General features: G+C 67.8%; 13 protein-coding genes. 6 read left to right on the top strand and 7 right to left on the bottom strand.

What is annotated here, in order from left to right; translation table 11 throughout:
• Positions 1-116: 116 nt before the first annotated feature.
• The 7 genes from IAE40_RS23290 to IAE40_RS23260 are packed head-to-tail and all read right to left on the bottom strand — an operon-like array spanning position 117 to position 8,380.
• A complete protein-coding gene (locus IAE40_RS23290) occupies positions 117-1,901 on the bottom strand; it encodes a dipeptide ABC transporter ATP-binding protein (protein ID WP_200603938.1) in 1,785 nt (594 codons plus the stop codon).
• On the bottom strand, positions 1,898-2,725 hold the full coding sequence (locus IAE40_RS23285) for an ABC transporter permease (protein ID WP_063545196.1): 828 nt from the start codon (positions 2,723-2,725) through the stop codon (positions 1,898-1,900). Before IAE40_RS23285 ends, IAE40_RS23290 begins: the two co-directional genes overlap by 4 nt.
• Positions 2,718-3,797: an ABC transporter permease gene (locus IAE40_RS23280; protein WP_153773894.1), complete on the bottom strand. Its 1,080-nt coding sequence runs from the start codon at positions 3,795-3,797 to the stop codon at positions 2,718-2,720. The genes IAE40_RS23285 and IAE40_RS23280 overlap by 8 nt, the downstream gene beginning before the upstream one ends.
• Positions 3,790-5,358 (bottom strand): ABC transporter substrate-binding protein, encoded by a 1,569-nt coding sequence (locus tag IAE40_RS23275; RefSeq protein ID WP_200603937.1) that lies wholly within the window; start codon positions 5,356-5,358, stop codon positions 3,790-3,792. Before IAE40_RS23275 ends, IAE40_RS23280 begins: the two co-directional genes overlap by 8 nt.
• A 10-nt stretch (positions 5,359-5,368) precedes the next feature.
• Positions 5,369-6,556, bottom strand: coding sequence for an LLM class flavin-dependent oxidoreductase (locus tag IAE40_RS23270; protein WP_065864827.1), 1,188 nt, complete (start codon positions 6,554-6,556; stop codon positions 5,369-5,371).
• A 30-nt stretch (positions 6,557-6,586) separates the two neighbouring features.
• Positions 6,587-7,309, bottom strand: a complete 723-nt coding sequence (locus IAE40_RS23265; RefSeq protein ID WP_063545200.1) for a class II aldolase/adducin family protein — start codon at positions 7,307-7,309, stop codon at positions 6,587-6,589.
• A gap of 15 nt (positions 7,310-7,324) precedes the next feature.
• Positions 7,325-8,380 (bottom strand): ABC transporter substrate-binding protein, encoded by a 1,056-nt coding sequence (locus tag IAE40_RS23260; RefSeq protein WP_197890973.1) that lies wholly within the window; start codon positions 8,378-8,380, stop codon positions 7,325-7,327.
• A gap of 411 nt (positions 8,381-8,791) precedes the next feature.
• Here IAE40_RS23260 and IAE40_RS23255 point away from each other — a divergent pair, with 411 nt between their 5' ends.
• From IAE40_RS23255 to IAE40_RS23230, 6 genes are all read left to right on the top strand, one after another.
• Positions 8,792-10,015, top strand: a complete 1,224-nt coding sequence (locus IAE40_RS23255; protein ID WP_200603936.1) for an acyl-CoA dehydrogenase family protein — start codon at positions 8,792-8,794, stop codon at positions 10,013-10,015.
• A gap of 70 nt (positions 10,016-10,085) precedes the next feature.
• Complete coding sequence (locus IAE40_RS23250) at positions 10,086-11,861, top strand: ABC transporter ATP-binding protein (protein ID WP_200603935.1); 1,776 nt, start codon at positions 10,086-10,088, stop codon at positions 11,859-11,861.
• Positions 11,854-13,698 (top strand): ABC transporter ATP-binding protein, encoded by a 1,845-nt coding sequence (locus tag IAE40_RS23245; RefSeq protein ID WP_200603934.1) that lies wholly within the window; start codon positions 11,854-11,856, stop codon positions 13,696-13,698. The genes IAE40_RS23250 and IAE40_RS23245 overlap by 8 nt, the downstream gene beginning before the upstream one ends.
• A 207-nt stretch (positions 13,699-13,905) precedes the next feature.
• A complete protein-coding gene (locus tag IAE40_RS23240; RefSeq protein WP_197890970.1) occupies positions 13,906-15,054 on the top strand; it encodes an LLM class flavin-dependent oxidoreductase in 1,149 nt (382 codons plus the stop codon).
• Positions 15,055-15,074: 20 nt separating this feature from the next.
• Positions 15,075-16,142 carry an ABC transporter substrate-binding protein gene (locus IAE40_RS23235; protein ID WP_063545205.1) on the top strand — a complete coding sequence of 356 codons (1,068 nt, stop codon included), beginning with the start codon at positions 15,075-15,077 and terminating at the stop codon, positions 16,140-16,142.
• A complete protein-coding gene (locus IAE40_RS23230; RefSeq protein ID WP_054891493.1) occupies positions 16,139-17,197 on the top strand; it encodes an ABC transporter substrate-binding protein in 1,059 nt (352 codons plus the stop codon). Before IAE40_RS23235 ends, IAE40_RS23230 begins: the two co-directional genes overlap by 4 nt.
• Positions 17,198-17,336 lie beyond the last annotated feature (139 nt).

Genomic DNA, 17,336 nt, shown 5'->3' with positions numbered 1-17,336 from the left:
GCAATAGTGGCAACGGGCCCTATGGGGTCAGATACAAATGGACACTAAATAATTCCGCGCTTGATGATTTTTTCCTGAAGTCCGCTACGACAGAGGTGCGCCGGTACCGCGGCAGGTCAGGGGTGCAAACGCGGCGAATGTGCGAGCAATGTCTGGGTGTACCCCTGCTGAGGTCGCTCGAACACCGCGTCCACCGCGCCCTGCTCCACCACCCTGCCCTGATTCAACACCAGCACCCGGTCGGCAATCGCACGCACCACGCCCAGGTCGTGGGTGACGAACAGCACGGTCAGCCCGTCACCCTGCAAGCGCCGCAGCAGCGCCAGGATCGACGCCTGTACCGACACATCCAGCGCCGAGGTGATCTCGTCGCACACCAGCAGCCGAGGTTCGCACACCAGCGCCCGGGCAATCGCCACGCGCTGGCGTTCGCCGCCCGAGAGGCTGTGCGGATACAGGCCGGCCACCCGTGCCGGCAGCGATACCCGCTCGAGCACCGCTTCGACCCGACGCCTGGCCTCGTCGCCGCGAATACCGAAAAAATGCGCCAACGGCGCGCTCAGGGTCTGCAACACCGTCTGCCGAGGATTCAACGCCCGGTAGGGGTTCTGGAAGATGTACTGGATCTGATGGCGCAACCCGGCATCACGCTGGCGGGCGGCAAAGGGCAGCGGCTGTCCGGCGTAGCGCAGGTGCCCCTGCACGTTCTCGCCAAGCCCGGCAATGGCCCGCGCCAGGCTGGTCTTGCCCGAGCCGGACTCACCGACCAACGCCAGGCACTCGCCCTGCCCCACCTGCAGCGCAACGTCGAACAGCACCTGGCGGTCGTAGGCTACGTCCAGACCCTGGACCTCGAGCAGCGGCGCCGCAGTGAGCGCTTCGACGGGCCCCTCGCCCGCTGCGCTATCGATCAAGACCAGCGGCTCTTGATGCGGCACCAGGCAGGCGACCTGCTGCTCGCGGCCCAGGCGCACCAGCGCGGGCTCCAGCACCACGCATTGCGCCTGCCGCCGCGCACAACGCGGCGCGAAGGCACAACCCTCAGGCCTCTGCCCGGGTGCCGGGGCATGACCGCCGATGGCTTGCAACGGCTGACGCCGCGCAACATCCGGGATCGCCCCAAGCAGCGCACGCGTATAGGGATGGGCTGGCGCCGCGAACAACGCCTCGCGCGCGGCGACCTCGACCAGGCGCCCCGCATACATGACCATCACCCGGTCCACCAGGTCGCGCACCACGGCCAGGTCATGGGTGACGTACAGCGCCGCCACGCCGTGGCTGCGGCACAGCTCCTTGAGGGTTGCGAGCACATGGGCCTGGGTGGTGACGTCCAGCGCCGTGGTCGGCTCGTCGAGCACGATCAAGCGCGGCCGCAGGACGAACGCCAGGGCCAGCATCACCCGTTGTTGCTGCCCGCCGGACAACTGGTGCGGGAAACGGCGCAGGAATTCGGCGTCAGACGGCAGCCCGACCTCCTCGAGCGTCGTGGCGATGCGCTGTTGCAGGGCATCGCGGGCCAGGCGCGGCTGATGGGCCAGCACGGTTTCGCGTAGCAGCGCACCGATGCGCAGCGCCGGGTTCAAGGCCGTGGCCGGGTCCTGGGCGACATAGCCGACCAGCCCCCCACGAGCCAGGCGCAATGCCTCGCCTTCGAGCTCCAGCAGCGAGTGACCGGCGACCTCGACACGCCCGGCAACGATCCGCGCGCCCTGGCGGGCATGACGCAGCAAGGCCGTCGCCAGGGTGGTCTTGCCCGAACCGGATTCGCCGACCAGCCCGACGATCTCCCCTGCCGCCAGGCTGAACGACACGCCCGACAGCACCTCCACCCGGCCGGCCAGTTCCACCCGCAGGTCGCTGACCCGCAGCACTTCGGCGACGCTCTGCACGACCGCATTCATGGTTGTTTCTCCCCGATCCGCGCACTGGCGCGACCAATGCCTTCGGCCAGGATATTGGTGCCATAGGCGAACACGCCGATCAGCAACGCCGGGGCCAGCACGGCCCAGGGCTGCACCAGCAGGCCGGCCTGGTTCTCGTTGATCATCAGGCCCCAGTCGGCGGCCGGCGGTGCCACCCCGTATCCGAGGAAACCCAGGCCCGAGAGCATGCCCACGGCCCAGGTCAGCATGTTGCCGAAATGCACCAGCAGCGGCGTGAGAATGTTCGGCAGGATCTCCCTGAACAGGATGCGCCAGCGCGAATAGCCCATCATCTGCGCCGCCTCGACGAACTCCTGCCCGGCCACCGCCACCGCGCTGCCGCGCGCCAGGCGGATCACCCCAGGGGTGAAGGCGATGGCCACGGTGAGCACGATCAGCCAAGGCGCACGCCCCAGCATCGACACGATCAGCAGCACCAGGATCAGGTCGGGAAATGCCAGCGAAACATCCGCCGCCCAACTGATCGCCTGGTCCAGGCGTCGCCGCGAAAAACCCGCCAACAGGCCCAGGCTGCCACCGGCCAGCAGCGCGAGGGTCGCAGCCGCCACTGACATCCACAGGACCGACAGCCCACCGCTGAGCAGCCGCGAGAGCAAGTCATGCCCCAGGAAATCATGGCCCAGCGGCGCACCGGCCGCCGGTGGGCCGTACACCGGACCGACCATGGCCGTCGGTGCATGCGGTGCGAGCCAGGGGCCCAGCAGCGCCAACCCGGCCACCAGCAAAGTGATGAAGGCACCACGGCGGATCTGCCGATCGGCATGCCAAGGGGTATCAATCATGGTTCGCCTCCTGGGCAGGTACGCTGCGCGAGCGGCGCCACCAGGGCAGGATGCCCCGGCGGTTGCGCCGGATCATCCGCACCCGGCGCGCGGTGCGCAGCTTGGGGGTCAGCAGCACGGTGAGGAGGTCCGCGAGCAGGTTGATCAGCACCACCGCCAAGGTGATGACCAGGACGATGCCCTGGATCATCGGCAGGTCGCGCATCTGGATTGCCGCATTGAGTGCCGTGCCGATACCCGGATAGCTGAAGATCACCTCGGCCAGCAGCGCACCGCCAACCAGGGTGCGCAGGGTCAGGGCCACGCCCTGGATCGCTGGGGTCAGCGCGTTGGGCAAGGTATGCCGCCAGACGATGCGCCGCTCGGGAATGCCGCGCAGGCGCGCAGCGATCACATAGTCCGACTCCAGCGCTTCGATCATCGCGGCGCGCACCATGCGTGTCAGGTAGGGCAAGGCCGAAAGCCCCAGGGCAATCACCGGCAGCACCAGGTACTGCAGTTGCGCCCACAATGGCCGCTGCGGATCGAGGATCGACACTGCCGGCAGCCAGCCCATGCCGGGCATGGAGAACAGCAGCACCAGGCCGATGGCCAGGAGAAACCCGGGCGTGGCCTTGAACAGGATCAGCGCCGACAGACCGAAGCGGTCCAGGCGGCTGTCGCGCCGCAGCGCCAGGGTCACGCCCAGTAGCAGCGCCAGCGGCACCACCAGCGCGAGCACACCGGCCAACAGCGCCAGGGTGTGGCCGAGGCGGCCGAACAACAGGTCGGCCACCGGCACCTGGGAATCCAGCGAAATGCCCAGGTCGCCACCTAGCGCGGCGCCGAGCCAGCGCAGGTACTGCACCAGGATCGGCTGGTCCAGCCCCAGTTGCCGTTGCAGGGTGAGGATGCTTTCCAGTGGCGCGTCCGGGCCGAGGATCACCCGCGCCGGGTCCGAGGGCAACGCCTGGGTAGCAATGAACACCACCAGGCTGATGACCCAGGCGGTGAGCAGGCCGTAGCCCAGGCGGCCGATGAACCACGACAGCCAGGCCGGCGTGCGCGGTGTGCAGTGATGAGGATCAGGCATGGTTCAACCACAACTCGTCGAAGCGCCAGGAGGCGAAGGTGGTCTGCTCCGGAGTGAGCCCGCCGACCTGTGCGCTGGCGGCATCGAGCACATCACTGAAGCCCCAGATCAGCAGGCCACCGCGCGCGTGCTGGATCGCCTGGGCCTCGTGGACCAAAGCCTTGCGTCGGGCAAGGTCGGGCTGGGCCAAGGCCTGCCCGAACAGTTCGCTGAAGCGCGGATCGTGGAAGTTGCTGCGGTTGTAGATCGCCTGCGGCGCATCGTTGTGCAGCGCCGAGGCCAGAAAACCGCGCGCTGGCGTCGAGCCTGGCGACAGTTGCCAGTGCTCGCGCTGCGGCCCATTGAACACCGAGCCATCGACCTGGGTGACCTTGACCTGTACACCCGCCTTCTGCGCCTGCTGCGCGAACACCAAGGCGGCGTTCACCCCAGGGCCTGCAGGTGTTGTCAGCTCAAGGCGCAGGTCGCTGTGGCCGGCCTGGCGCAGCAGTGCGCGGGCCTGATCCAGGTCGTACGGGCGCTGGGGCAGGTCATGGTTGTAGGTGGGATCGTGCGGCGCATACAGGTCGTTGGCCACCCGACCGAAGCCGTTGAGCCCACGGGCCACCAGTTCCTGACGATCGGCGAGCAAGCGCAGAGCCTGGCGCACGCGCACATCCTGCAACGGCGCCTTGGCCAGGTTGAGGTTGAAGCCACTGAACGAGGTGGTGGGCGACACATACAGGCGCAGGCGCGGGTCGGCCTTGAGCAATGCGCTGTGTTCGGCCTGCACGCCGCTGGCGACGTCGATCTGCCCGGCGCGCAGCGCGGCGGCGCGCGAGACCTGGTCCTTGAATTCGATGATCTCCAGTTCATCGGTGTAGGGGCGCTCGGGCTTGTAGTAGTTCTCGAAGCGGGTGTAGAGCGAGCGTTGCCCGGGGATGAAGCTCTTGAGCCGATAGGGCCCGGCGCCCACCGGATTGGTGACCGGGTGATAGTCGGTGGGCACGATGCCGCCAAAGCTGATCAGGGTTTCATCCAGCGGGTAGAAGCTCTGGCCGCCCTTGAAACGGATTTCAAGGGTGCGCTCGTCGACCTTGCGCAGGGCATCGCGGTCGATGGCACCGACCAGCCCGGCATAGGGCGAGGCCAGCTTCGGGTCGGTCAGGCGCAGGATCGAGAACAGCATGTCGTCGGCGGTGATGCTCTTGCCGTGGTGGAACTCCAGCCCCGGCTTCAGGCGGATGGTCCAGACACTGGCATCGCGGTTGGGCTCGGCGAACTCGGCCAGGGCCAGGCGCGTGCTGACATCGGGGTTCCATTCCCAGAACTTGGCATAGAGCGCCCAGCCGCGAATGATCCCGCCGCCCACCGGCTTGTGGGCGTCGAGGTTGCCTGCCTGGTCACCGTCGATGATCCCGACCCGCAGGCGACCGCCGCGTACCGGCGCCCCCGGCAGTGCACCACCAACCGCCGCTGGCTGGCCGGCATCGCAGCCACCGAGCAGGCTGCCGCCAAGCAACAGGCCACCACCGACCGCCAGGCTGTTGCCGAGAAAGACCCGGCGGGAAAACTCAGTCATCGCTCAGTCCTCATGCCGGTTGCGCCACCGCCGCCTGGCGTGCGGCGCCCAGGCGCGGCACTTCGAAGCCGTGGTCCAGGTCCAGCAACGGGAACAGCAGGTCGGCGACCCGCTGCGCTTCATCGATCAGCGGGAAGCCGGAAAGGATGAAGGCCGACGTGCCGTGCGCCTCATACTCGCGGATACGCTCGGCGACCTGCTCGGCGCTGCCCACCAGGTACGTGCCGGCCGCTGGGCCAAGAATGTTGAAGCCGAACAGGCTCGGGCCGAGCCAGACGTTGGGATGAATCTCCAGCTCCCGCGCGCTCGGCAGGCGCCCGGCACGAATGCTGTCGAGGTTGCGCTGGATGCGTGGGTCGTCACTGACGAAGCTTTCCAGGGTCTGCCCCGGCGGTAGCTGGCGCTCGATGGAAGCCCGCGCGGTGGCCAGCGACGTCCGTTGCAGCAGGCGTTCGGCGTGGGCCCAGGCCTCTTCCTCGGTTTCGCGCACGATCACTTGCAGGCGCGTGCCATAAGTGAGTTCGCGGCCGATCTTCGCCGCTTCGGCGGCCACGCGGCGGAACTTGTCCCCCAGCCTTTGCGGGGTATCGGCAAAGCTCAGGTAGACGTCGAGCAACTGCACCGAATGGGCCACTCCAGGCGCCGAGGTGCCAGCGCCCCACAGCGGGATGCCCGGTTTCTGCTTGGGTGGATGCCAGCCGCCCAGCGGGTGGCTGGCCGCTGCCGGCGAGCGCGGCGAGAGCTTGACGTAACGCCCTTGGTAGCCTGCCGTTTCGCCCGCATAGAAACCCTGGAACGCGCGCCAGTACTCCAGGCTGAAGTCGTAGCGCTCATCGTGCGGGTAATGCACGCCCAAGGTCGCCAGGCCCGCATCGTTGCCGTTGACCACATTGAACAGCAGTCGGCCATTGGAGAACTGGTCGAAGGTCAGCGCCCACTTGGCCAACACCGCAGGCGACAGCTCGCCGGGGTGCTGGGCCACCAGAAAACGCAAGCGCTCGGTGGCATCGATCAGCGCAGCCGACACCGCCAGGCTTTCGTTCGGGCTCGAGCCCAGCAACGCGCCATAGTAGCCAAGACGGTCGGCCGCCACGGCCAGTTGCTTGAGGTGCTGGAAATCGGTGTTCCAGCGCCCCTGGGGCTCCCAGGGATAGGGGCCGTCGGGGGTGGTGAGGTACCAGAGGATCTTGACCGCCATGGGCGTGCTCCTTGCGAGAAAGTGAAGGGCTCAGTTGCGACGATCGATGCCCGGCACCAGGCCCAGCTCGGTGGCGCGCTCGTACAGACCGCTCATCTTCCACTGCTGGGTCAGCACCCCTGGCCCATAGGGGCGCGAGCCACCGAGCGCGTCGGCCAGCAACTGGATCTGCGCGCCCTCCTCCAGCAGCAGGATGAACTCGGCGGTGGCGCGCAGGCCCTGCTTGCCCCACACCGTGGCGCCGCCGTTGGCCTCCAGGATCGCCAGGTTGAAGGGGTTCTCGGCGATCTTGTCGAGGATGAAGTCCACCTCGGCCTGGCGCCGGTCGATGTAGACCGGCAGCTCGCGGGCCAACTGGTAGCGCTGCACCGGCACGTAGTGGAACGGCAAGGTGCGGTGGGTCTGGGCCCAGGCGCCGAGGTAGGGGCTGTGCACGTGAGACACGGTGGTGACATCGGCGTGGGTCTGGAACAGCTTGGTGTAGCGGCCCAGCCCGCCCTTGGCCTTACCGCGAACCACATTGCCGGCGAAGTCGCTGACACTGGCCTGCAGCGGCTGGTGGCGCTTCCACGGCCCGCCATAGTTCACCGACACCAGCAGCTCCTGGCCAGGCACCCGCTCGATGAAGCCGACGGTGCCATTGGCGGTGATGGTGTGGGTTTCACGGAACACGGTGAAGGCCGCTTCGGCCTCGGCCACCACTTGGTCGACGAAGGTGTCCAGGTCGATTTGCTCGTTGATCAGTACGGTCATCTCAGGTCTCCGGTATCAGGCGCGGCGCTGGGCCAGCAATTCATGGGCAGCTTGCAGGGGGCGATGGTCGACCCAGTCGGCGAGGTCGAAGTCGCGTTCGAGGAAGCCATGCAGGTTGAGAAAGGTCTTCTGCACGTCCAGGTAGTCCAGGCGTTGCGCCGAGAGGTCCGGCGCCAGGGTGGTGTGGAAATCGCCGCGGTACGCCTCGGCCACGCCCTGGCTGCCGGCGCGGGTTTCCTCCTCGAGAATGGCGTTGAGCGCATCGCGGTTGCCTGCAGCCCATTGGGCGGCACGCAGGGTCTGGGCGAGAAAGCGCACCACCAGATCGAAGTGATCGTCGAGCAGGCTCTGGTGCACGGTGATCGGCCTTGGCGTGCCGTTGTTGATGCGGTGGCGCGGATCAGGCAGTGCGTCGAGGTCGACACCGACTACCAGGCCCAGGCGCCGCGCGGCATCGGCGGCGGCTGCGCCCTTGACGTAGACCGCATCCACCTCGCCGCGGGCCAGGTAATCAAGGCCCGACCACAGGCGCTGCAGGCCCAGTTGCGGAGTTTCGGCCCGAGTCTGGTCGAGCAGCGCCACCTCTTTGAAGTGCACGTCGTCCATGCTCAGGCCGGCCGAGGCCAGGGCCCCCTTGTAGCCATGCAGGCTCATGGCCCGAGCGATGCTGCCGGGGCGGTTGTCGCCCCAGGCCGGCAGTGCCAGGCGCTTGCCGCGCAGGTCGGCGGCGCTGCGAATGCCCGAGTCGGGGCGTACCAGGATGGTCTGCCATTCCTCGATCCAGGTCAGGCCGATCAGCCGGCTCGGTGCACCGGCAGCACGGGCCGCCAGCGCCGGCAGGTTGCCGCCTTCGCGAAACAGCCCGGGGAGTTGGTGATCATAGTGATGCTGGCCGAGCTGACGGGCCTCCTGAAGGGTTTCCACCGGCAGGCCGTCGGCGGCGAATTCTTCGTTTAGCCAGCCGAGCTTGTAGGCGATACCCGAAGCGGTCGGGACGGGGCAGCGCGTGAACCAGATGCGCTCCAGACGCGTGTCGGCGGCTGGCAGTACAGGGGCAGTGGCGAGGGTCATGGGGTCGCTCCTTGAGGGTCGTGACAGCGCTATTGCAGCGCCCGTGCCAACGGCTGCAGGCCCCGAATCACGGGGCCCAGGCCAGGGCGTCGGGGGGACGGGTGCTGGTTGGCGGGCAGGATTGCGGGGTGAGTGCTGCCAGATCAGCAGTGGCCGGGATAGAGGTGTTGCTGGGGCAGCAACAGACGTTGTGAGTAGAGCTGTAAGCCTTGTGCCGCAGGGGTTTCAGCGGTGTGGCAAAGAAGTTGCTCTAGGTCTGGCAGAGCGTGGGGCCGCTGCGCGACCCATCGCGGGACAAGCCCGCTCCCACAGGAACCCCGGCGTCGTTGGAAGCGGCGCCGTACCTGTGAGAGCGGGCTTGTCCCGCGATGGGCTGCGCAGCGGCCCCCAGACCCCCATCGAGGAAATCCCATGACAACGCCCACCCACCGCCGCCTCACCAGCGAAACCGAGGCCATCGAAGTCGCCCGCCAGGTCGCCGAGGAAATCGCCGCCATCGCTGCCGACCCACGCAACAACGGCCAACTCCCTCGCCGCCAGGCTGAGCTGCTGTCCAGCAGCGGCCTCACCGCCATCGGCGTGCCTGCGGCATTCGGCGGGCTCGGTGCCTCCGTCGCCACCCTTGTCGAAACCGTACGCCTGATCTCGGTCGCCGACGGTGGCGTGGGCCAATTGCTGCAGATTCACAACGTCATGCTGCGCGGCGTCGTCAGTGGCTATCCGGATGAAGTACGCGATCGCCTGGTCGCCGACCTGCTGGCTGGAAAGCGCCTGGGCAATGCCCTGGCCGAGGTCGGCGGCAAGAACAAGTTCGCCCTCAAGACCCGCGTCGAGCGCCGCGCGGACGGCAAGCTGGTGCTCAACGGCAGCAAGTTCTACTCCACCGGCGCCTACCTGGCCGAGTGGATCTCGCTGACCGCCGCCAGCGACGACGGCGGCGTCGGCGTGCTGCTGCAGCGCGATACGCCAGGCCTGACACTGATCGACGATTGGGACGCCTTCGGTCAGCAGAACTCGGTCAGCGGCACCGTCAACTTCGAAGACATCGTCCTCGACGAGCGCTATCTCTCGCGCCGTAACGGGCCGATGAAGCGCACCGGCCTGACCTTCCCGCAGATCCTCCACGCGGCCATCGACACCGGCATCGCCGCCGGCGCCCTGCAGGCGGCCACCGCCTACCTGCGCGAGCATGCCCGGGCCTGGGTTGAAAGCGGCGTCGAACGGGCCAGTGACGAGCCCCATGTGATCCGCCAGATTGGCGAATACGCCGTGGCCCTGCGCGGGGCAGAGTCGGTGCTGCGCGATGCCGCACGGGTGTTCGACGAACACGAGCGCGACCCGGAGAACAAGGCGTTGCAGGACGAACTGATCCTCTCGGTGGCCACCGCCCGCGCCCACGCCGACAGCGCCTCGCTGAAAATCGCCAGCGACCTGTTCTCGCTGCTGGGTGCCAGCGCCAGCCTGAGCAAGTGGAACCTCGATCGCTTCTGGCGCAACGCGCGGGTGCACACCACTCACGATCCGATCCGCTGGCGCCTGCACAACGTCGGCAATTACTACCTCAATGGCGCGGATCCCGGCGAGTACACCGCCATTCTCAATGCCAAGGAGGCCCAGGGCGCGACGCGCCGCTGAATCCGCAGCGGCCACGTCGCTGGGCAAGCCCGTGCCGTGGCCGGCACATCCACTCCCTTCGGACACCTGTATGCCCCACCCTCTGCTGCGCGCCCTGGCCATCTACCGCGAGATGCCCTGGCGCTTTCTTCTGGTCGCCCTGCTCTACATCGCCGGCAACCTCGGCCTGGTCTGGCAGCAATGGCTGATCGGCCATGCCGTCAACGACGTCAGCGCCGGTCAGGCCGTGGTTCGCCAGGCCGACGGCAGCCTCGACGCCAGTGTCGCCTGGTACTGGCTGTGGCTGTTGCTGGCCATCGCCCTCGGCCGTGGCCTGCTGCAGTACGCGGCTGCCGTACTGTCGCTGGTGCTCAGCCAGGCGCTGCTCACGCGCCTGCGCGAACGCATCCTCGAACAGGTACAGGCCCTGCACCTGGGCTACCACTGGCAGCACGGCATGGGCGAACTGGTGACCCGTACCACCCGCGATGCCGACAAGGTCCGCGATGCGCTGATCACCTTCTGGCGGCAGATCGTCGAAACACCCCTGGTGGTGCTGGCGGTGGTCGGCCTGCTGGCCTGGTATGACCCGCTGCTGGGCCTGGTACCGCTGCTGCTGACCGGTGTCGGCCTGTGGTTGTTCGTGGTACAGACCGAGCGCCTGGTCACCCTCGACCGCGCCGTAGGTGCCGCCTATGACCAGGTCAGCCAGGACCTCGCCGAAGGCATCGGCGGCGTGCGGGTGATCAAGGCCTTCGGCCTGGAACAGACACGCATCGAACGCTTTGCCGCGCAGGTGGCCGTGTTCTCCGGGCATGCCCGTGCCGCCCTCGCCTACGCCGCCTCGCGCATTCCCCTGCCGCAGGCGGTGGTGGCGCTGGGGCACGCCTGGGTGTTGGTCCATGGCGCTCACCTGGTGGCGAACGGGCGGCTGGGAATCGGCGAGCTGGTGACCTCGCTGCTGCTGGCCACGACCTTGGTATTTCGCATCGAGGGCATCGGCCGGGTCATGCAGACCTTCGCCGACGCCCGTGCCAGCGCCGAGCGCATCTGGCAACTGCTCGACGAACCGCCAGCGATCGGCAGCGGCCCTCAGGCCTTGCCCCGAGGGCCGTTGGGCCTGAAGTTCGAGAAGGTACGGGTCGGCGCGCCGAACGGCGGACGTGACATCCTGCACGACTGCTCGCTCACCCTTCAGCCCGGCGAAGTGGTCGCGTTGGTGGGCGCCACCGGCACCGGCAAAAGCCTGCTGGCCAGCCTGTTGCCACGCCTGGCCGATGTTCAGGGCGGTGCCGTGCTGATCGGCTCCGAGCACCACGGCTGGCAGGATGTGCGTGGGTTGGACCTGGCAGAACTGCGTCGTCGCGTGCAGGTGCTGCCCCAGGAAAGCTTCCTGTTCTCCGACAGCCTGGCGGCCAACCTGCGACTGGCAGCCCCCCACGCCAGCGACCAGCAACTGCGCGAGGGCCTGCGACTGGCTGCGGCAGAGGACATCCTGGAGCGTCTGCCCCATGGCCTGGATACACCGCTGGGCGACCGTGGTGTCACGCTCTCCGGCGGCCAGCGCCAGCGCCTGTGCCTGGCCCGCTCGCTGCTCGGCACCCCGGACATCCTCTGCCTGGACGACGCCACCAGCGCCCTCGACGCCCACGCCGAGCGCCGGGTACTGGACAACATCCGCCGCCTGCGCGGCGATCAGGGCCACGCCCCCACCCTGCTGCTGATCACCAGCCGCCTCTCCACCCTGCTGCTCGCCGACCGCGTGCTGGTGCTGGACAACGGCCGTATCGCCGCCAGCGGCAGCCACGCCGAACTCAGCGCGCACAACGCCCATTACCGCGACCTGCTGGGGATCGAGCATGACTGAGCCACGCAAGACCCCGAGCGACCTCGAGATCGAACAGACCCTCGCCCGCCAGGCCCTGGACCGCGGCATGCTGCACCGCCTGCTGCCGCTGATGCGGCCGATCCGCAGCGCGATCCTGACCGTGATCGGTATCGAGCTGCTGCTGGTGTTCACCGTGTTTCTGCGGCCCTGGTTCGTGCGCGAGCTGCTCGACCGTGGGCTGATCCACGACGGCGACCACTGGCTGCTGGACGAACGCCTGGTGCTGTGGCTGGGCCTGGCCCTGGCGGCCAGCTGGCTGGTGCGTTTCCTGCTCGCGGGAGTGTCGCAGTTCATCGCAGGCTCCGCGGCGATCCGCGTGCTGAACGATCTGCGGGTGAAGGTGTTCAGCCATGTCCAGGCACTGTCGGTGAGCTACTTCGACCAGACCCGCGCCGGGCGCATCATCTCCCGCGCCGACCGTGACGTGGATGCCCTGGAGCCGTTGCTGGTACAAGGTCCGCCGGAGCTGCTCGGCGCCCTGCTGCGCTGCGGCCTGGCCTCGGTGATGCTGTGGCGCATCGAGCCAAGCTTCTTCTTCAGCCTGGCAGGTACGGTGCCGCTGCTGGTGCTGGCGACCTGGCGCTTCAAGCGCATCTCCCAGCGCAACTGGGCAAAGGTTGCCGAGCAGCGAAGCCGCTTCACGGCGCACCTGGTCGAGAGCGTCAACGGCGTGCGGCTGATCCAGCAGTGCGGTCAGGAAACGGCCAATGCGCAGCGTTACCGGCGCCTGCTGGAAGACTTCAACCAGGCGCTGATCCGCGGGAGTTTGCGCGCGGGCTGGTTCGCCCCCTTCACCGCGCTGCTCAGCACCGCCGGCATGGCCGTGCTGTTGCTGGTCGGCGCCCATGGCCTGGCGCAAGGCACGGTCAGCGTCGGCCAGGTCGCCGAGAGCCTGTTCTATGTGTTCCTGTTCCTCGGCCCGCTGCAGGAGCTGTCGGACCTGTTCGAACGCTACGCCACAGGCTCCGCCTCGGCCCAGCGAATCTTTCTGCTGCTCGACACCCGCCCGCAACTGCTCGACCCGGACCGCCCTCGGCCGCTGGGCCGGGCGCGCGGGCAAGTGGATTTCGAGCAGGTCGAATTCGCCTATCACCCCCAGGCCACAAGGCCGGTGATCGACCGCCTGGACCTGCATGTGCCCGCAGGCCAGGTGCTGGCCATCGTCGGCCCCTCCGGACATGGCAAGAGCACCCTGGTGCAATTGCTGACGCGCTTCTACGACGTGCACGCTGGCGCGGTGAAGCTGGACGGCATCGACCTGCGCCACCTGTCGCAGCATGAACTGCGGCGCAATGTCGGGGTGGTGCTGCAGGACAACGTACTGTTCAGCGGCAGCATTCTCGACAACCTGCGCCTGGCCGCACCGCAGGCTGATGACGCCCAGCTGATTGCCGCGGCGCGCGAGCTGGGCGCTGACGAGGTGCTGGAGCGCCTGGCGCAGCAATACCACACCGAAGTCGGCGCATTGGGCTCTCACCTGAGCCATGGCCAGCGCCAACTGGTGTGCCTGGTGCGGGCCTACCTGGCGGACCCGGCAGTGCTGGTGCTGGACGAAGCCACTTCGGCGGTGGATGTACATACCGAGCGGCGCATCCAGCGAGCGCTACGACGCCTGTGCGAAGGGCGTACGGCGATCGTCATCGCCCACCGCCTCGCAACCATCCGCGATGCCGACCGGATTGCCGTGGTGCGCCATGGACGGGTTGTGGAGCACGGATCGCACGGGCAGTTGCTGGCCCTGGATGGCGCTTATACAGCGCTGCATGACGCCTACATGCGCAGCGCCGCAGCGCTCGAAACAACCTCGCAACCCTGAAGTCGCACGTGCAGGACCCTCGGGGGATGGCAACGGCGCACCGCAGCGCCCTGCTGCTCCCCCAGCAACCATTGCTGGCGAGGTGTTGCCACAGACGCACCCCGCGCCCCTCGCATCGCCCGAGCCCGCGCCCCACGGGGTGCGCCGCGGCAATGGCACAGCCGTTGCACCGCTGCATCCATTCGCTCATTGCTCACAGGAGCCCCCATGTCCACCGAATTCTTCTGGCGCCTGCCGCTGGGCACCGACGGCCCGCAGTTGTCCACCGACCGCCACAACCGTGGCGCCCCCCGGCACCGCCCCGGCAACATCGCGCCTGGGCGCCTGCCCAGTGGCGAAGCCGACGGTTTCAGCTACATCGACTACATCGCCCAGGTGGCCAAGGCCGCCGAACTGGCCGGTTTCGAAGGGGCGCTGCTGCCCACGGGGCCGGAGCCGTGGATCGCGGCGGCGGCATTGGCGCGCGAGACCCGACGCATTCGCTTCCTGATCGCCTTCCAGGCCACCTGGACCCTGCCCGCCTACGCTGCGCAACAGGCTGCGATCCTGCAGAACCTCAGCGGTGGGCGGCTGGACTGGAACATCATCACCGGCGGCAATCCCGCCAGCCAACGCGCCAATGGCGACTTCCTCGAGCACGACCTGCGCTACAAGCGCACTGGCGAATTCCTCGACGTGATCCAGGGCCTGTGGAGCAACGACAGCTTCTCCTACCAGGGTGACATCTACCGCCTGGAGCACGGCAGCCTGCCGCCGGGCCTGCAGCACGAGCGCAAGCCGGGGGTGTATTTCTCCGGGTTCTCCGACGCGGCACTGGAGGTCGCCGCGCGTCACGCCGACGTGTACCTGAACTGGGCCGAGCCGATCGACAAGCTCAAGCCGCACCTTGAGCGGGTTCGCGAACTGGCCGACAAGCAAGGGCGCAGTGTGCGCTTCGGCCTGCGTGTCGACCTGTTCGCCCGCGAGACCGAAGACCAGGCCTGGCGCGAGCTGCGCCAGCAGTTCGAGCGCCTGGAGGGCACGGCCAGCAGCACGGCGAAACGCTTCATTACCGGCTCCGATTCTGTCGGCGGCGCACGCCAGGCCGCTTATCACCAGCACCTGGAAGGCTTCGACGAGTTGATCCTGGCCCGCAACCTCTGGGCCGGTTTCGCCAAGGCCAAGCCCGGCCCGACCGTAGGCCTGGTCGGCAGCCACCAGAACATTGCAGAACGCCTGGCCGAATACCGCGATGCCGGTTTCTCCACCTTCATCCTGGCCGCCAACCCGCACCTTGAAGAGGCGCTGCGCATCGGCCAGGAAGTGCTGCCGCTGGTGCAGCAACCGGCCTCCACCCCTTTCAAGGCCCGCGCCTGAATCCTTGCAGAGACCCCACCATGAGCCATCCCCTCGACACCCTCTGGTACACCCGCTGTCCGGTTCCCACCGGGCTTGGCATCGCCGTCCAGCAAGGCTGGCTGCAGGCCGACCTGTCTGCCCTCGGCACCCAGGTCCAGTCGCTGCGCGAAGCCGACGACCAGGCTGTGCGCGAATCGCACTTCGACCACAGCCTGCGCAACTCGGTGCGCCATGGCGGCAGCATCCCGGCGATCTGGGCCCGCGCCCAAGGCCGCGAAACCCGCGTGATCGGCCTGTCGTGGGCAGACGAGGCGCAGTTGATCCTGAGCCTTCCGGGCAGTGGCATCCGCACGGTCAAGGACCTTGCCGGGCGGCGCTTCGGCCTGCCCGACTGGGCCGCGGCACAGATCGACTTCACCCGCGCCCAGGCCCTGCGCGGGCTGGAAAACGCCTTGCGCCTCGAGGGCCTGCAGGTGGGGGATGTGCAGTTGGTCAACTACCGCTACGACGGCACCTTCAGCGACCGCCCGGTGCGTAACGTGGCCGGCACGCCGGTCTCCACCACCCAGACGGCCGGACGCAATCTGGAGTTGGCCGGGCTACTGCGTGGCGAGGTCGACGCGATCTTCCTCAAGGGTGCCAGCGCCGTACAGTTGGCCCATGCCTTTGGCCTGCACACGGTGATCGACACCGGTGCCCATCCCGACCCGCTGGTGCGCAGCAACAACGGCACCCCGCGCACCCTGGCGGTGGACAGCCACCTGCTCGCCCAGCATCCGCAGGTCGCCCGCACGATCCTCGCCGCCGTGTTGCGCGCCGAAGACTGGGCCCAGCGACACCCTGACGAAACCCGCCGCTACCTGGCCCGCGAAACCAACAGCAGCGAGTACTGGGTCAGCGTCGCCTATGGCAACGATGCCCACCTGCGCCTGCGTACAGCCCTGGACGAGCAGGCCCTCGCCGCCCTGCAGGACTTCGTCCACTTCCTCAAGCGCTGGCGCTTCATCCCTGCCAGTTTCACGGTCAGCGACTGGATCGACCGCGGCCCACTGGACGCGTTGCTGGCCAACACCCCTGCCATGGAAAGGACCTCCGTCGCCCTATGAGCAAGCCACTGGAAACCCTCTGGTACACCCACAGCCCGGTGCCCACCGGGCTCGGCATCGCCGTGCAGTCCGGACGCCTGGCCCAGGCGTTTCAACCGTTCGGCACCAATATCCAATCACTGCGCGAGTCCAGCGAACGGGAGGTGCGCGAAGCACACTACGACCATCACCTGCAGAACTCGGTGCGCCACGGCGGTAGCATCCCGGCGATCTGGGCCTATGCCAGCGGCGTCCAGACCCGGGTGTTGGGGCTGTCGTGGATTGACGAGGTCCAGCTGATTCTCACCACTGAAGAAAGCAGCGTGCGCACAATCCGCGACCTGAAGAATCGCCGCTTCGGCCTGCCGAAATGGGCCAACGTGCAGATCGACTTCACCCGCGCCCAGGCCCTGCGCGGCCTGGAAAACGCACTCAAGCTCGAAGGCCTGTCGGTGGCCGATGTCGAGCTGGTCGACTATCCCTACGGCGGCACCTACAGCGACGACCCCAAACACCACCTGCACGGCTCCGCCGTCAGCCTGGGCACCAGCCGCTTCAGTCGGCGCAACAACGAACTGATCGGCCTGCTGCGCGGCGATATCGACGCCATCTTCCTCAAGGGTGCGCACGCGGTCAGCCTGGCCCACGAGTTCGGCCTGCGCGTGGTGGTCGATACTGGCAGCCATCCCGATCCGCTGATTCGCAGCAACAACGGCACGGCGCGGACCCTGACGGTCGATACGCACTTGCTGCACGAGCATTTCGACGCCAGCGTGACCCTGGTCGATACGGTGCTGCGCACCGAGCAATGGGCCTGGGCCAACCCCGAGGAGACCCGGCGTTTTCTGGCCCGTGAGCTGAACACCAGCGAGTACTGGGTGGCAGCCGCCTATGGCGAGGATGCCCACCGGCGATTGCGCACCACCCTGGACAATCGCTCGATCGAGGCGCTGCAGGACTTCACCGAATTCCTCCACCGCTGGGGGTTCATCCCGCAGCGCTTCGACGTGCGCGAGTGGATCGATTTCAGTGTGCTGGAGAAGGTGATCGGCTCAACGTCGCGGCTGGCGGTCTGAGCGTAGGTCCACATAGGGCGTAACGGCCCTCAGCACTGGGGGCTGTGCCTGTCTTGTTCAAAATCTAAAGGCCAGCCCAATCCCTGTGGGAGCGGGCTTGCCCGCGAAAAAGACACCGCGCTGCCTGGCACGGGCTACG

Source organism: Pseudomonas sp. S44 (assembly GCF_016624805.1).
Taxonomy (GTDB): Bacteria; Pseudomonadota; Gammaproteobacteria; order Pseudomonadales; family Pseudomonadaceae; genus Aquipseudomonas; species Aquipseudomonas machongensis.
The sequence above is the reverse complement of the archived record's forward strand: the minus strand, read 5'-3'. Positions and strand labels throughout refer to the sequence as shown.

Bases quoted from the DNA above. Each gene is read 5' to 3' on its own strand.
- IAE40_RS23290 (WP_200603938.1), bottom strand. From the start codon at position 1,901: ATGAATGCGGTCGTGCAGAGCGTCGCCGAAGTGCTGCGGGTCAGCGAC.
- IAE40_RS23285 (WP_063545196.1), bottom strand. From the start codon at position 2,725: ATGATTGATACCCCTTGGCATGCCGATCGGCAGATCCGCCGTGGTGCC.
- IAE40_RS23280 (WP_153773894.1), bottom strand. From the start codon at position 3,797: ATGCCTGATCCTCATCACTGCACACCGCGCACGCCGGCCTGGCTGTCG.
- IAE40_RS23275 (WP_200603937.1), bottom strand. From the start codon at position 5,358: ATGACTGAGTTTTCCCGCCGGGTCTTTCTCGGCAACAGCCTGGCGGTC.
- IAE40_RS23270 (WP_065864827.1), bottom strand. From the start codon at position 6,556: ATGGCGGTCAAGATCCTCTGGTACCTCACCACCCCCGACGGCCCCTAT.
- IAE40_RS23265 (WP_063545200.1), bottom strand. From the start codon at position 7,309: ATGACCGTACTGATCAACGAGCAAATCGACCTGGACACCTTCGTCGAC.
- IAE40_RS23260 (WP_197890973.1), bottom strand. From the start codon at position 8,380: ATGACCCTCGCCACTGCCCCTGTACTGCCAGCCGCCGACACGCGTCTG.
- IAE40_RS23255 (WP_200603936.1), top strand. From the start codon at position 8,792: ATGACAACGCCCACCCACCGCCGCCTCACCAGCGAAACCGAGGCCATC.
- IAE40_RS23250 (WP_200603935.1), top strand. From the start codon at position 10,086: ATGCCCCACCCTCTGCTGCGCGCCCTGGCCATCTACCGCGAGATGCCC.
- IAE40_RS23245 (WP_200603934.1), top strand. From the start codon at position 11,854: ATGACTGAGCCACGCAAGACCCCGAGCGACCTCGAGATCGAACAGACC.
- IAE40_RS23240 (WP_197890970.1), top strand. From the start codon at position 13,906: ATGTCCACCGAATTCTTCTGGCGCCTGCCGCTGGGCACCGACGGCCCG.
- IAE40_RS23235 (WP_063545205.1), top strand. From the start codon at position 15,075: ATGAGCCATCCCCTCGACACCCTCTGGTACACCCGCTGTCCGGTTCCC.
- IAE40_RS23230 (WP_054891493.1), top strand. From the start codon at position 16,139: ATGAGCAAGCCACTGGAAACCCTCTGGTACACCCACAGCCCGGTGCCC.